At 71.3% G+C, this 14,328-nt stretch carries 16 protein-coding genes and 1 pseudogene; 5 read left to right on the top strand and 12 right to left on the bottom strand.

Going from position 1 to position 14,328, the window contains the following annotated elements; all coding sequences use genetic code 11:
• Positions 1-20: 20 nt before the first annotated feature.
• Positions 21-1,400 carry a lipase family protein gene (locus ABH940_RS12225; protein ID WP_370105229.1) on the bottom strand — a complete coding sequence of 460 codons (1,380 nt, stop codon included), beginning with the start codon at positions 1,398-1,400 and terminating at the stop codon, positions 21-23.
• 268 nt (positions 1,401-1,668) lie between these two features.
• Here ABH940_RS12225 and ABH940_RS12220 point away from each other — a divergent pair, with 268 nt between their 5' ends.
• Positions 1,669-2,124, top strand: coding sequence for a VOC family protein (locus tag ABH940_RS12220; protein ID WP_370062522.1), 456 nt, complete (start codon positions 1,669-1,671; stop codon positions 2,122-2,124).
• A gap of 15 nt (positions 2,125-2,139) precedes the next feature.
• On the opposite strand, the gene ABH940_RS12215 is transcribed toward ABH940_RS12220, so the two are convergent.
• Both ABH940_RS12215 and map read right to left on the bottom strand, forming a co-directional pair.
• Positions 2,140-2,472, bottom strand: coding sequence for a hypothetical protein (locus tag ABH940_RS12215; protein ID WP_370062520.1), 333 nt, complete (start codon positions 2,470-2,472; stop codon positions 2,140-2,142).
• Between the two features lie 238 nt (positions 2,473-2,710).
• A complete protein-coding gene (map, locus tag ABH940_RS12210; protein WP_370062518.1) occupies positions 2,711-3,478 on the bottom strand; it encodes a type I methionyl aminopeptidase in 768 nt (255 codons plus the stop codon).
• Between the two features lie 106 nt (positions 3,479-3,584).
• On the opposite strand from map, the gene ABH940_RS12205 reads away from it, so the two are divergent.
• Positions 3,585-3,851 (top strand): helix-turn-helix domain-containing protein, encoded by a 267-nt coding sequence (locus ABH940_RS12205; RefSeq protein ID WP_370062516.1) that lies wholly within the window; start codon positions 3,585-3,587, stop codon positions 3,849-3,851.
• Positions 3,852-3,891: 40 nt separating this feature from the next.
• Positions 3,892-4,050: pseudogene (locus ABH940_RS12200) on the top strand (SDR family oxidoreductase); the annotation flags it as partial.
• Between the two features lies 1 nt (position 4,051).
• Here the strand turns inward: ABH940_RS12200 and ABH940_RS12195 are convergent.
• From ABH940_RS12195 to ABH940_RS12180, 4 genes are all read right to left on the bottom strand, one after another.
• On the bottom strand, positions 4,052-4,234 hold the full coding sequence (locus ABH940_RS12195) for a hypothetical protein (RefSeq protein ID WP_370063006.1): 183 nt from the start codon (positions 4,232-4,234) through the stop codon (positions 4,052-4,054).
• Positions 4,235-4,263: 29 nt separating this feature from the next.
• On the bottom strand, positions 4,264-5,070 hold the full coding sequence (locus tag ABH940_RS12190) for a maleylpyruvate isomerase family mycothiol-dependent enzyme (RefSeq protein WP_370062514.1): 807 nt from the start codon (positions 5,068-5,070) through the stop codon (positions 4,264-4,266).
• A 222-nt stretch (positions 5,071-5,292) separates the two neighbouring features.
• Positions 5,293-6,390: an NADH:flavin oxidoreductase/NADH oxidase gene (locus tag ABH940_RS12185; protein ID WP_370062512.1), complete on the bottom strand. Its 1,098-nt coding sequence runs from the start codon at positions 6,388-6,390 to the stop codon at positions 5,293-5,295.
• Between the two features lie 58 nt (positions 6,391-6,448).
• Entirely contained in the window at positions 6,449-7,501 is a 1,053-nt protein-coding gene (locus ABH940_RS12180) for an NAD(P)-dependent alcohol dehydrogenase (RefSeq protein WP_370062510.1), read from the bottom strand.
• A gap of 101 nt (positions 7,502-7,602) precedes the next feature.
• On the opposite strand from ABH940_RS12180, the gene ABH940_RS12175 reads away from it, so the two are divergent.
• Positions 7,603-8,520 (top strand): helix-turn-helix transcriptional regulator, encoded by a 918-nt coding sequence (locus tag ABH940_RS12175; RefSeq protein ID WP_370062508.1) that lies wholly within the window; start codon positions 7,603-7,605, stop codon positions 8,518-8,520.
• 150 nt (positions 8,521-8,670) lie between these two features.
• A complete protein-coding gene (locus ABH940_RS12170; protein WP_370062506.1) occupies positions 8,671-8,913 on the top strand; it encodes a hypothetical protein in 243 nt (80 codons plus the stop codon).
• Positions 8,914-8,930: 17 nt separating this feature from the next.
• Here ABH940_RS12170 and ABH940_RS12165 read toward each other — a convergent pair whose 3' ends face one another.
• The 5 genes from ABH940_RS12165 to ABH940_RS12145 all read right to left on the bottom strand — a co-directional run bounded on the left by ABH940_RS12165 (position 8,931) and on the right by ABH940_RS12145 (position 14,254).
• Positions 8,931-10,013: an NAD-dependent epimerase/dehydratase family protein gene (locus ABH940_RS12165; RefSeq protein ID WP_370105227.1), complete on the bottom strand. Its 1,083-nt coding sequence runs from the start codon at positions 10,011-10,013 to the stop codon at positions 8,931-8,933.
• Positions 10,014-10,082: 69 nt separating this feature from the next.
• The gene (locus tag ABH940_RS12160; protein WP_370062502.1) at positions 10,083-10,865 is read right to left on the bottom strand and encodes a dioxygenase; all 783 of its coding nucleotides are present in this window, start codon (positions 10,863-10,865) and stop codon (positions 10,083-10,085) included.
• A 103-nt stretch (positions 10,866-10,968) separates the two neighbouring features.
• Positions 10,969-12,210 carry a CBS domain-containing protein gene (locus ABH940_RS12155; RefSeq protein WP_370105226.1) on the bottom strand — a complete coding sequence of 414 codons (1,242 nt, stop codon included), beginning with the start codon at positions 12,208-12,210 and terminating at the stop codon, positions 10,969-10,971.
• A 184-nt stretch (positions 12,211-12,394) separates the two neighbouring features.
• On the bottom strand, positions 12,395-13,630 hold the full coding sequence (locus tag ABH940_RS12150) for a styrene monooxygenase/indole monooxygenase family protein (protein WP_370062498.1): 1,236 nt from the start codon (positions 13,628-13,630) through the stop codon (positions 12,395-12,397).
• Between the two features lie 60 nt (positions 13,631-13,690).
• A complete protein-coding gene (locus ABH940_RS12145; protein ID WP_370062985.1) occupies positions 13,691-14,254 on the bottom strand; it encodes an ATP/GTP-binding protein in 564 nt (187 codons plus the stop codon).
• Positions 14,255-14,328 lie beyond the last annotated feature (74 nt).

Raw genomic sequence — 14,328 nt, 5'->3', positions numbered from 1 at the left:
GTTTCGGCCCGCTGTCGGCGTCACGACCCGGAGGTCGGCACCTCCGCTGCGAGCGAGTTGCCCGCCGGGATGTCACCGCAGTCGGACGGGGCCGTCCGGCCCGCGAACCGGTCGGCCAGCCAGCCGATCGCGGTGGGTGCCCAGGCGACGGCCGTCCCGACATGGCTCAGCAGGTCGAACTGCTGGAACTGGATGGCGTGGTCACCGGTGGCGCAGTACTGCCGGGCGAGTGCGCGCACGTCGCCCGCGACCATCACGCCGTCACCGGTACCGATGCCCGGCAGATTGCTGAACGTCCCCTCGAAGACCCCGCCGTCGCCCTGGCCGATGTAGCCGGGGACGGTCGGGGTGGCGGTGGAGCCGAGGTTGATCCGGTTGACCGCGTTGACGAACGCCGGCACCGAGTCGGGGTTGCTGTACTGCGGCTTGGCCATCTTCTGCCACGTCAGCCCCGGGAAGTGGCCCAGCGCGTCCACGATCGACGCGTTCTGCAGCTGGTCGTACACCTGCTGGCCGTAGCTGTTCATGTACTGCTTGAGGTCCAGCCCGTACGACCGGGCGACCCCGATCAGCGCCATCGGGATGACGCCGCTCCAGAGCAGCGACCCGTTCACGTACTTGAGGTTGTGCGCCGGGTCGACGAGCAGGCCGCCCTCGGCGAAGCCGACCAGCTTCCGGTTCACCTCCGGCGCGTAGTTCGGCGCCATGGCAGCGGCCCAGTCCGTGGCGATCGCACCGCCGGAGTAGCCCATCAACCCGACCCTCGTGTCGGCGTCCAGTCCGGTGCCCTCGGCCCGCGTCGCGGCACGGATCGAGTCGAGCGTGGTCGCGCCGTACTCGGGACCGGCCGCGAAGTCGGCGGTCTGGCCCTCCGTGTCCGGGATGACCAGGTTGTAGCCCTGGAGCAGCAGCGGGACCAGCAGGACCGCCTCGGCGTTCGGGATCACGCCGCCCAGCGTCACGTCACCGGCGATGGCGCGGGAGGGGCTGTCCGCCGGGTCGAGCGAGTCGTAGAACGACTGGTACGACACCGCCCGGGTCCGATCACCCGTCAGACTCCGCACCACCGAGGTCACATTGGCCGCGGGACGCCCCTGCGCGTCGACCGTGCGGTAGAGCAGCTGGATCACCGTCAGCGGCGTGGGGATGCCGAAGACGTGGTACTGGAGCGTCCGCTCCTTCAGCACGGTCCCCGGCGCGAAGTCGCCGAGCGGCTCGCTGCCGTCGTAGCGGTAGAACGGGTCGTCAGCTACGGCCGCACGGGCGGCATGCGCGGCAGCGGTGGACGCCGCGGACGCCGTCGGCGCGACAGCCGCTTCGGCGGTGGCGGCCGGAGCGACGGCGGCGGTCATCACGGCGGCAACGGCGGTGGCCAGGAGCCGAGCGGCGTGTCTGGACATGGGTGGGTCCCCCAAAAGCGTGAAACGGATCACAGATGGACCTGACGCCCGAGTAAGTTACCTCCTGGTAAAGCCCGTGCCCAGAGGTCGCGCAGCACAAGTTTTGTCACGCGTTCACAGTTCTGCGCCTGCCCCCGACCTGCCGGACACCTCGCCGACGCACGCGCCCGGTCCGGTTTGACCCTCTTGCCGGGACGCGGCCGGCACCGGCAGCTGATCGGGCCCGGGATTGCCGGGGATTGTCAGAGGTGTCTGCCAAGCTCCGGTCATGGAGATGACGCTGCAGCTGACGATCGACTGCGCCGACCCACAGCGGCTGGTGACGTTCTGGAGCGAGGCGCTGGGGTACGTCCCCGAGCCCCCGCCGGACGGCCATGCCAGCTGGCGGGGGTACTGGGTCGCCATAGGCGTGCCCGAGGACGAGCTGCCCCCCGGTGCGGGTGACACCCCGGAGTCGATCGTCGACCCGGCAGGGCAGGGCCCTCGGGTGTGGTTCCAGCAGGTCCCCGAACCCAAGACCACCAAGAACCGGATCCATCTCGACCTGAAGGTCGGCGGCGGACGCGACGTCCCGCTGAAGCTGCGCGCGCAGCGCGTCACCGCGACCGTGGAGCGGCTGGTCACGGCCGGCGCGGGGGTCGTCCGCGTCACGGACGACCCGGACGCGAACCACTACGCCGTTCTGCTCCAGGACCCGGAGGGCAACGAGTTCTGCGTCGTCTGAGACAGGCCCTGAGGCTCAGGGCTGGTCCGGCCGCCCGCGCTCGACGATCGTCACGTCCGTCACGTCCACGACCCGCAGGAGCTTGGCTCGCACCCGCTCCGCGTGCTCGCACGGCACCTGCACCTCGACGCGGGCGCGGACCGCCTCGCCTGCGTTCGCGTACGAGAGGGCGAGCACATGATGCGCGCTCAGGACCGCTGCCAGGCGCCCGAGCACGCCCCGCGAGGGGACGACCGTCGCGGCGAGCAGCGATGACGTGGCGGCAGGTCGGGGCCGGTGGGCGGCAGGGGTGGCAGGGGTGGTGCGGGCGTCGAGAGTGTCGAGGGTGTCCAGGGTGTCGACCGGCACGGGATGCTCCAGATCCTGTCGGGGCCCGTAGGTGCGCGGGCCAAAAGAAAAGACCTCCCGGAGGGTGCGGGAGGTCTGCGTGCGGCTGGTTCGGGCTGGTCCGGTGGGACTCACTCCGACAGCGGCACGCTGAAGCTGATAATGAGGGCCAGGCTCACGCGCCCAGCATGGCACTCTTTCCCCAGTTCGGGACGAACCGTCTCACTTGGTGAACGTCGGCCCAGAACCGGCCTGCGTCTCAGCCGAGCCGGGTCAGGACGCGGGGGCCGTCCTCCGTGATCGCGATGGTGTGTTCGGAGTGGGCGCCGTTGGAGCCGTCGGCGAGGCAGAGGGTCCAACCGTCGTCGTCGACGCGGAGTTCGTCGGAACTGGCCGACCACCAGGGTTCGATCGCGAGCGTCATGCCCGGCCGGAGCTTCATGCCGCGCCCGGGGCGCCCCTTGTTCGGAATGTGCGGGTCCTCGTGCATGGTGCGGCCGAGGCCGTGGCCGCCGAACTGGACGTTCACCGGGTAGCCGTGCGCCGACGCGACCGCGCCGATCGCCGCGGAGATGTCGCCGATGCGCGCACCCGGGACGGCCGCGGCGATCCCCGCGTCCAGCGCCGTCCGGGTGGACTCGACGAGGCGGGTGTCCTCCGCGCGGGGCGTGCCGACGAGGACCGTGACGGCGGAGTCCGCGACCCAACCGTCGATGGAGACGGCGAAGTCCAGGCTGAGCACGTCGCCGTCGCGCAGCACGTGGTCGCGCGGACGGCCGTGCAGCACGGCATCGTTGACGGACAGACAGATGACGTTGCGGAACGGCCCGCTGCCGAACGACGGGGCGTAGTCCCAGTAGCACGAGACCGCACCGCGCTCCTCGACCCGGCGGCGGGCGCGACGCTCCAGGTCGAGCAGGTTCACCCCGGGGCGGGCCAGCTCCGACAGCTCGGCCAGCGTCTCGGCCACGAAGCGGCCGGTCACCGCCATCTTGTCGATAGCCTGGGCGGTCTTCAGTTCGATCACAGCTCTCCCTCACCGGCGTCGGTCACCAACGCCGGTATTTAAATACCTTCCCTGTCGACGGGAGCCTAACACAGCTCGGTATTTGAATACCGGCTACGATGGCGCCATGGTCCGTATCCCCCTCACACCCGAACAGGTCGAGGCAGGCAGACGCCTGGGCACGCTGCTGCGCGACGCCCGCGCCGGACGCGATCCGGAGCTGATCGCCCGGACCGCGGGCATCTCCCCGGAGACACTGCGCAAGATCGAGGCCGGCCGCATGCCGAGCCCCGGCTTCGGCACCATCGTCGGCCTCTGCGAGGCTCTGCACCTCCCGATCCACACCGCAGCCCAGATCTGGCTGGGCCCGGCGGAGGAACAGCTGGCGGGCTAGGAGCGTGGACCAGCCACGGGCAACCGGGCTCGCGGCACGACCACTCTCCTCCAGCGCGGCCCTGCGCGCCGTCCCGGGCCTGAGCGTCTACGCCGCCACCAAGGCCGCGATCCGCAGCCTCGCCCGCACCTGGGCCGCCGAACTCGCCGACCGCGGCATCCGCATCAACGCCCTCAGCCCCGGCCCTCTCGCCACCCCCGTCAGACCTGGTTGTTCCACATGCGGAAGACCGTGCACCTGCCGTTCCTGTCGAAGGTCACCGTCCAGAGGTTGGCGAAGGTGCCCAGCTCCTTGTAGCGGCCGGTGCCCTCGATCGCTGCGGTGTCCCCGTTGATGGGAACGTTGGCCAGTAACCGGCAACTGACCGGGTGATCGTGACCCACGGGTCTCACGGCGCTGCGACAGCCTCTTCTCAGAAGACGACCCGGGCCGCGGCGAGGGCCTCCGCGGCGTCCGCGTCGCCCTCGAACGTCAGCTCACCCTGCGACGGCCGACCCGCGAGGTGGCGGGCGAAGTCGAGGGCATCGGCCCGCAGCGTGACCAGCGGTGGACCGCTGCCGAGCTGGTACCGGCCACCGGCCGGGCCCGAAAGCTCCAGCAGACAGGACGGGCCGGTCCAGCCGAGTGCCAGATCCAGCAGTACCTGGTTCATGATCTCGCTGTCGTGCCCGTCCAGGACTGGCTCGGTACCGGTGGCGTCACTGATGTCGATGCGATGCATCCAGGTGTCGCGGGCGATGAGCACGCTGTTCAGGTACTCCATGGAGTCCTCGGGCAGCGTCTTCCCCTCCGGGAAGATCATGCTCGTGCGGATCCGACGCCGTACCGGGGCCGGCATACGGCCCAACGACCGGGCTCCCCTGGGGGCGATGCGAGCGAACTCCGCGACCAGCCGCTCTCCCGACGCCTCGTCGCGATCTTCGATCTGACTCTCGTTGTGGCCGTCGAGCGCGCCCAACTCGGGATGCCTACGACGGGCCCGCCGAATTCGCGTGATCATGAGCCATGGCCTGGGCAACTCCTCGAACTGGCCGACCTCGTGGGCCACCATGTCCCGGACGGTCCAGCCGGTGCACACGGTCGGCCTCGACCACGCCTCGGCGCCCAAGGAGTCCATCATCGCAAGCGAGGCTCGAATCTCCGCCTGGTTGACCGTGCGCGCCCGACCCCCGGAAGTCCGGGAAATGTCCTTCGCGGAAACAGCAGCAGGCGTGGCCATAGCGCACCTCCTCGGCCCCCTCGGTCCAAGGCTACAAGGCACCCCCACCGGCGGCACGTGCATGGCACCGGCTTCCAGCAGGGCCGGAAGCCGCCGCAGTGAAGCAGCGACTGGCTGCACGACTACGCGTCGCGCCAGGAGCGCGGACCGGGGCCAGGGGCTGTGGCGGGTCGATCTCGCAACGGGCCACAGCCCCTCCACACGCGGTCCTCCGCACGATTGTCAGGAGCGGGCGTACTGGTTGAGCTTCGGGAGCTCGTGGCCGAGGGCCGAGGCGGCGTGGCGGGCCCAGTACGGGTCACGGAGCAGCTCGCGGCCGAGGAGGACGGCGTCCGCCTGGCCCGAGGCGACGATCTGCTCGGCCTGGTGCGGGTCGGTGATCAGGCCGACCGCTGCCGTGGCCAGGCCCGTCTCGTTGCGGACCCGCGCCGCGAAGGGGACCTGGTAACCCGGCTCGACCGGGATCCGGCTGCCGTCCGGGACGTTGCCGCCCGTGGAGACGTCCAGCAGGTCGATGCCACGCGACTGGAGCTCCTTGGCCAGCAGCACCGTGTCGTCACCGGCCCAGCCGCCCTCGTCCAGCCAGTCCGTGGCGGAGACGCGGAAGAACACCGGCAGGTGCTCCGGCCAGACCGCGCGGACCGCCTCGGCGACCTCCAGCGCGAACCGCATCCGGTTCTCGACGGGGCCGCCGTAGGCATCGGTCCGCTTGTTGGAGAACGGCGAGAGGAACTCGTGGACGAGATACCCGTGCGCACCGTGGACCTCGACGACCTGGAAGCCCGCCGCCAGCGCCCGCTCCGCCGCCTCCGCGAACCGCCGTACGACGACCCCGATCTGATCGACCGTCAGCTCATCCGGAGCGGTCAGCGACCCGAAGGGCACCGCCGACGGCGCGACCGACCGCCAGGCCAGCGGATGGTCTGCCGCCAGCGAGCCGCTTCCGCCCTCCCACGGACGGTGCGTGGACGCCTTCCGGCCGGCGTGCGCGAGCTGGATGCCGGGGACCGTGCCCAGTTCGCGCAGGAAGGAGGTGATCCGCCGGAAGGCCTCCGCCTGGCGGTCGTTCCAGATGCCCAGATCCCACGGGCTGATCCGGCCCTCAGGCACGACGGAGGTCGCCTCCGTCAGGATCAGCCCGGCGCCGCCGGCCGCGCGCGAGGCGAGGTGCTGGAAGTGCCACTCCCCCGGCACGCCGACGTCCTCGTTGTTCGCAGTCGGCCCCTCGGCCGGGGCCGAGTACTGGCACATCGGCGCCATCCAGACCCGGTTGGGGACGGTGACGTCACGCAGTTCGAGGGGCTCGAACAACTGGGTCATCGGGGCAGGGCTCCTGACGGTGGCTCGGGAGGGCGACAGAGGGACGCGGTGCCTGGGATCAGATCGTCGCGGTGTCGATCACGAAGCGGTAGCGGACGTCGCTGTTGAGGACCCGCTGGTAGGCCTCGTTGACCTGGTCCGCGCGGATCACCTCGATCTCCGCTCCGATGCCGTGCTCCGCGCAGAAGTCCAACATCTCCTGCGTCTCCGGGATTCCGCCGATCATGGAACCGGCCAGCGTCTTGTTGCCGCCGATCAGCGAGAAGACCGCGACCGGGACCGGTGTCGCCGGCGCGCCGACCTGGACCAGGGCGCCCGTCGGCTTGAGCAGGCCGAGGTAGGCGTTGAGGTCGAGCTCCGCCGAGACCGTGTTGACGATCAGGTCGAAGCTGCCGGCCAGCTTCTCGAAGGTCTCCGGGTCGCCGGTGGCGTAGTAGTGGTCCGACCCCAGCTTGAGGCCCTCCTCGCGCTTGCGCAGCGACTGCGACAGCACGGTCACCTCGGCGCCCTTGGCGTGGGCGATCTTGACGCCCATGTGCCCGAGGCCGCCCAGGCCGACGACGGCGACCTTCTTGCCCGGGCCCGCGCCCCAGCGGGTGAGCGGCGAGTAGGTGGTGATGCCCGCGCACAGCAGCGGCGCGGCGGCGTCCAGCGGGAGGCCCTCGGGGATCTTCAGCGCGAAGCGCTCGGTGACCACGACCTGCTTGGCGTACCCGCCGTAGGTGGGCAGGCCGTCGCGGCCGGTGTCGTTGTACGTGCCGGTCGCTCCGCCGGGGCCGGAGCAGAACTGCTCGAATCCGGCGCGGCACTGCTCGCACTCACCGCAGGAGTCCACCAGGCAGCCGACGCCGACGCGGTCGCCGACCTGGTGCCGGGTGACGGCGGAGCCGACCGCGGCGACGGTGCCCGCGATCTCGTGGCCGGGCACCATCGGGAAGATGGCCGGGCCCCAGTCCTCGTTGACCTGGTGGATGTCGGAGTGGCAGATGCCGGCGAAGGCGACGTCGATCAGGATGTCGTGCGGGCCGAGCTCGCGGCGCGGCACGGTGGTGCGCTCCAGCGGGGCCTTGGCGGCGGGTGCGGCGTAGGCGGGGACGGTGCTCGTTGTCATGACTCCCAGGCTGCCAGGCATAGGAACAGGCAGCCAGAGCCCTCTGGAACATACGTCTGCGGTTCCTACCACTGGCAGGGTCACCCTCATACTTGGGTGTCATGACGTCCAACCCTGCTCCCCTCGATCCGCGCAGCGAGCTCAGCGAGTTCCTGCGGACCCGCCGTGCCCGGCTGCAGCCGGAGGAGGTAGGCCTGCCGTACTTCGGCGCGCGCCGCCGGGTCCCGGGCCTCCGGCGGGAGGAGCTGGCGCAGCTGGCGGGCGTCAGCGTCGCGTACTACACGCGGCTGGAGCAGGGGAACGCCCACAACGTCTCGGCCTCGGTGCTGGAGGCGATCGCGGACGCGCTGCGGCTGGACGCCGCCGAGCGCGAGCACCTCGACCACCTGGTCAAGCCACGGCAGCGCACCCGGGCCGTTCCGGCGCGGGCGCAGCGGGTCCGTCCGCAGTTGCAGTTCCTGCTGGACTCGATGGACGCCGTCCCCGCCTACGTGATCGGCCCGCGCGCGGACGTCCTGGCCTGGAACCGGATGGCCTGCGCGCTGCTCGGCGACTTCGGCGCGAAGACCCCGGAGCAGCGGAACTTCGCCTGGATGATCTTCATGGATCCGGCCTCGCACGAGTTCTATGACGACTGGGAGGGCAAGGCCCGCGACGTGGTGTCGTGCCTGCGGATGGCCGCGGGCCGCACGCCGGACGACCCGAAGCTGGCGGCGCTCATCGGCGAACTGTCGGTGAAGAGCCCTGAGTTCCGGCAGTGGTGGGCGGCGCACGACGTCCGGAGCAAGGGGCCGTGCCAGAAGGAGCTGCACCACCCGGTGGTAGGACGGCTCAGCCTCGCCTACGAGGCGATGGTGCTCCCCGCCGACCCCGACCAGCAGCTGATCACCTACGCGGCCGAGCCCGGCTCCGCGTCGGCGGAGTCGCTCCGGCTGCTGGCCAGCTGGGCGGCCGAGCCGAGCAGGGGCACGGGCGCAGGCAGGGGCACCGCACAGGAGCAGGCCCGCGCGGCAGACTGACCCTCCGTGCGGCGGGATCATTTCGCGCATCTGCGGACCAAAGCTCTCGCCCCCATTGCCACAGGGGCCTGACCACGGTGTTAACTAGAGCCAAAGCCGGAGCGGCCCGCACGTTTGTTCGTGGGCGCTGTACCAGTGAAGGACGGTCACATGCATCAGCAGATGTCACCCCTCCACGCTGTCGCCCTCTACACCGTGCTGACCCTGGCCGTGCTCTGGACCGCCGTGGGCGTACGCGCCGTCTGGCTCGCCGCCTTCCGTCCCTGGGCCGTCGGCGGCAGCGCGGTCGGCATCGATCCTGCCGAGCAGGTCGCGCTGAGCCGCACCGAGCGCCGGGCCTTCGTGGCCATAGCGAACCAGCTCAACCGCAGCGACGCGTACACCCGCGTCTGACGAGCGGTCAGCCCGGCTCAGCCAGCGTCCCGGTCCCCTTCCGCAGCACGCGCCGCACTCCCCGCACCCGCCGCATGGGCGGCGAGCACCGCCCGCTCGTGCTCCGTCGAGAGGCCGACCGCGCGGTCACCGAAGGTCCGGTACTCCTCGAACGCCTCCAGCTCGCCGCCCGGTGCGAGCAGCCACGCCGCGGTGTCCCGCACCGACTCGACGACGGGACGGCAGCGCAGGCCCGCGGCCAGCGCCTTCGCGCACGACGCGTCCCAGACGGCCGCCACCTCCGGCACCGGTGGCACCCACAGCGGGGCCTCCGTCCACGGCTCGAGGCCGTGGTCGACGAAGAGCTGGTCGTCGACGTAGACCAGTTCGGCCTTGCCGCCGGTCGCCTCGACGCAGGCGTCGAGGTAGTCGCCCCAGGTCCCGTTGTCGGGCGCGCCGGGGACCAGGTAGTCCTCGACCGCGTCGCGCGGCGCCGCCGCCAGCAGGTCGAGCCCGAAGGCGGCGAGGTCGCGGACGTCGATCACCCGCACGGGCCGGTCCGGAGCGCCGGGGACCGCCATCGGGCCGCCGTCGGCCGCGCGGCGCAGCCAGGCCGTGGTGCGCCGGGCACGGTCGTGCGGGCCGACGATCAGCCCTGGCTGGAGCACGACGACGCGGCCGGGGAAGTTCTCGCGGACCGCCTTCTCACAACCGTCCTTGAGCCAGCCGTAGTTGCCCTCGCCTCCCTCGGGCCCGGCGTCGGCCAGGCCGCCGTGACGCGGCGAGGACTCGTCCGTCGGCTCGGCGGGATAGTCGGGATAGACGTTGATCGTGGAGACGAACACGTACGCGTCCGCATGCCCGGCCAGCGCCTTCACCGACTTGGCGACCTCGCGCGGGACGTAGCCGCAGACGTCCACGACCGCGTCGTACGGCCCGGCGGCGGCCAGCGCTGCCAGGTCCGTCTCGTTCTCGCGGTCGCCGCGCAAGGAGCGGGCGCCCGGGGGGTCGTCCTGGGTCCTGCCCCGGTTGAAGACCGTCACCTCCCACCCGCGCCGCACGGCGTCCTCCGCGAACGCCCGGCCGACGAAGACAGATCCACCGATCACCAGAAGTCTCATGCCGCTGAGTCTTCACGTCCGCGGGGGCGCGGTGAACCCGCGTGCGCGCTCGGCGAACAAAAGTAGCTGTCAGCCGAACTGGAGGGAGCGCTTCGACATGCCCATCCAGAAGCCGTCGATCACGCTGCGCCGGCTGCGCAGCTCGGACTCGGACGCGCCGAGAGTGACGAAGAGCGGCGCGAAGTGCTCGGTCCGCGGGTGGGCGAGCCGCCCGGCGGGGGCCTTGCGCTCGAAGTCGAGCAGCGCGTCGATGTCCTGCGTGTCGAGGGCGCGGTGTCCCCAGTCGTCGAACTCGGCCATGATCGAGTGCACCGACCCGTCCTGGGTCAGCGCCCGCAGGTTGTGGGTGAAGAAGCCGCTGCCGACGATCAGCACGCCCTCGTCACGCAGCGGTGCGAGCTTGCGGCCGATCTCCATCAGCGCCCGCGGGTCGAGGGTGGGCATGGAGACCTGGAGCACGGGGATGTCGGCGTCCGGGTACATCTCGACCAGGGGCACGTAGGCGCCGTGGTCCAGGCCCCGGTCCGGGATGTCCTGCACCGGCGTCCCTGGGGCGCGCAACAGCTTCCGCACGCTCTCGGCCAGCTCGGGGGCGCCGGGCGCGGCGTAGGTGACCTCGTAGTAGTGCTGCGGGAAGCCCCAGAAGTCGTACACCAGCGGCACCGTCGTGGTCGCGCCGATGGCGAGCGGCGCCTCCTCCCAGTGGGCGGAGATCATCAGGATCGCCTTGGGCCGCGGCAGATCCGCCGCCCATGCGGCGAGCTGTCCGGTCCACAACGCGTCGTCGGCGAGCGGCGGCGCGCCGTGGCCGAGGTAGAGGGCGGGCATCCGCGTGGGGGCGGCGGTGGTCATCGTGCTGCTCCTGAGGAGACGGTCGCCAGTAGTTCAAATCTGAACCAAATCTCGACGTCAGCGTACTCCGAGGTTCAGATGTGAACAACCACTCGGACGACCGTCAGGAACCACCCGTCGCCTGGGACAGCGTGAAGGTGACGTCCACGACGCCGTCGACGCCGCTCACCGTGCGCGCGACCTGTGGAATCAGGGACGAGTCCGACAGTGTGCCGCCGACGGTGACCATGCCTCCATCGATGTCGAGCGTCAGACCGGCGGCGATGTCCGGGCCCAGGGCGCGGACGAGGGCGGCGCCGATGTCCTCGGCGAGGGCGACGTCGTCGCGGAGGAAGACCGAGAGCACGTCCGCACGGCTGACGATGCCGAGCAGGGTGCCGTCCTCGTCCACGACCGGGAGGCGTTTGACGCGGCGGCGGAGCATGGTGCGGGCCGCGGCGGCGACGGATTCGTCCGGGCCGGTGGTGATGGCCGGGGCGGACATCAGCTCCTCGGCGACATCGGCGGCGAGGCGGGCGGCCTGGTCCGGGTCGAGGAGGGCGGCGCGCATGCCCAGGGTGCGGCGCCGGCCGGCCTGCTTGAGCAGCAGGTCGGCCTCGGAGACCACGCCCAGCACGTGACCGGACCCGTCGAGCACCGGGAGCGCACTGATCCGGCGCTCGTCCATGATCCGGGCCAGCTCCTTGAACGGCGTCCGGGCGGAGGCGGTCACCACGTCGCGGGTCATCACCTCCGCCACGGTCCGACCCTCGGGATTCTGATGGCTCGTCAAGACCGGCTCCCTTGCTGCTCTTCGTGGATGATTCAACGGATCAGGACGCGTTCGCCGGACGAGCACCGTGCCCGGTGCGATCTCGGTGTCGACGCCGAGCTCGGTCGGCCGGAACAGGGTGAGCACCTCCTCGACGTCCTCCTCGGTGTAGAGGGGCTCGGCCGGGCGGTGCTTGGACCAGCCGTTCTGGTTGGCGTGCTCGGCCTGCTCCTCCTGGAGGTGGGCGCTGTCGCGCAGCACGATCTCCGCAAGGCGGGCGGTGTCGGGGGTGCAGAAGATCGGTCCCCGGAAGCCCTCGCGGACGAGGCGGGGCAGATAGCCGGTGTGGTCCAGATGGGCGTGCGTCACGACGACGGACCTGACGTCGCGCGGGTCCAGCGGCAGCCGGCGCCAGTTGCGGCGGCGCAGTTCGGCCTGGCCCTGGAAGAGGCCGCAGTCCACCAGGACCCGGGCGTGGTCGGTCTCGACCATGAACTTGCTGCCGGTGACCGTGCCCACGGCGCCGAGGAAGGTCAGCAGGCCGGGCCGGGGCTTCGGGGCAGGTGGGGTGCTCTGTGCGCCTGCGTCGGCCATCGGAGACCTCACCTCGTCGGAAGCCCGGTGTCTCCAGCCTCGCCGACGCGATACCGGGTCGCCACCCGTGGCCCACCGGCCGCCACCGGCCCCGCACACAGCTGCAGGCCCGGCCCTCCCCCAGCTGTGGCAGGGGCGAGCCGGGCCTGCCGCAAGGCAGCACAGCGCAGCGCAGCGAGCGGACTCAGCCGCCGAAGGAGGCGAGGTACGCCGAGGCCGCGTCCGGGGTGAAGAACCAGTTCGGGAAGTCCGACGGGTTGTCGAAGCCGTTGGCGAAGCGGTCGGCGACGGCCGGGATCTGGCCCGCCGCGCCGATCAAGTTCAGCACGTGCTCCGGCGGCGGGGCCAGCATCGCGTTGGTCCACGCGGTGACGTCGCTCGCGGCATCCGCCCAGAACGTCTCGAAGGCCTGCTCCATGAAGGCGCGGTCGAACGGACCGTCACCGTTGGCACGGATCGACGCCAGGTACGAGGCGGCGCACTTGGACGCGGTGTTGGAGCCCTGGCCCGTGATCGGGTCGTTGGCGACGACGACGTCCGCCACACCCAGGACCACGCCGCCGCCGGGCAGTTCGCCGACGGCCCGGCGAACGGTCGGCGCGTAGCGGCCGGCGAGGGTGGCGCGCGAGTCGGTCAGCTCGACGCCGCCCCGGGTGCGCTCGTACTCCCACGGGGTGTAGGTGCGCATCAGGTCGAGGGTGCGGTTGAGGTGCTCCTCGGGCTCCAGACCCGGCTCGAAGACGTCGAGCGGTCCGCCGGGGATGCCCTCCCAGAAGAGGATGTCGCACGGGCCGGAGTGGGTGAGCGCGGGTATGACGAACAGTTCGCCGACGCCCGGCACCAGGTTGCAGCGGACCGCAGGGAAGTCGTGCTCCGGGCGCGGGCCGAGGCCGTGCACGTAGGAGACGGCGAGCGCGCGCTGCGGCACGCTGTACGGGGAGCGCTCAGGGTTGCGGGCGAACATCGACACCAGCTCGCCCTTGCCCGCGGCGACCACGGTCAGGTCGTAGCCGCGGACCAGGTAGTCCAGGTCGGAGACGGTGACGCCGTTGATGACGACCTTGCCGCCGCGCTGGGCGAAGAGCTCCAGCCAGCCGGGCATCTTGACGCGCTGGTCCACGGACTGGGCGTAGTCGTCGAGACGGCCGACCCAGTCGATGACGCGGGCGGACTCGGGGCCGCTCACCGAGACGCCGAGACCCTGGGCCTTCGGGGCCTCCGCCTCCCAGAGGTTGACGCCGAGTTCACGCTCGATGGCGAGCGAGGTACGGAACATGCACTGGGTGGACATCACCCGGCCGCCGCGCACCTCGTCGGGGGTGCGGTCGGTCATCACGGTGACGTCGTGGCCCTCGCTCTGCGCGCCGAGCGCAAGCTGCAGTCCGGCCTGGCCGGCGCCGACGACGAGGATTCTCGCCAAGATGAGCTCCTGTTGTGCTGGTTGTGCTGGTGAAGGACGACCGGACGGACTGACGGACCGTCAGTACGCGGTGGTCGCCAGGGTGTGCTGGACGAGGGCCGCCAGCGTCCGCGCCGAGGAGGAGCGGGACCGGGCGTCGCAACGCAGCAGCGGCACTGCCGGGTTGAGCGTGAGCGCGTCGCGGACGTCGTTCTCCTCGTACACCGGCGCGCCGTCGAACTCGTTGACGGCGACGATGAACGGCAGGCCGCTGCTCTCGAAGTAGTCGACCGCGGGGAAGGCTTCAGCCAGCCGACGGGTGTCGACCAGGACCACCGCGCCGACCGCGCCACGGGCGAGGTCGTCCCACATGAACCAGAAGCGTCGCTGGCCCGGGGCGCCGAAGAGGTAGAGGATCAGGTCGTCGGCGATGTGCAGGCGGCCGAAGTCCATGGCCACCGTGGTGGTGGTCTTCTCACTGCCGGGAGCCAGTTCGTCGGTCCCGCTGCCCGCGTCGGTCATGATCGCCTCGGTGCGCAGCGGGGTGATCTCGGAGACCGAACCCACCATCGTGGTCTTGCCGACCCCGAAACCGCCCGCGATCACGATCTTGGCGGAGGTCACCGCAAGCTCGGTCAGCGGGATGCCGGGCGTGGCGACGGCCGCGTAGGAGACGCCGGGCGCGCCGGGACCGGGAACGCCGCCGGGCGGGGCGGCGT

This window comes from Streptacidiphilus sp. BW17 (assembly GCF_041262485.1).
GTDB lineage: Bacteria > Actinomycetota > Actinomycetes > Streptomycetales > Streptomycetaceae > Streptacidiphilus.
Note: the sequence above shows the minus strand (reverse complement) of the source record. Positions and strands in the feature narration are given on the sequence as shown.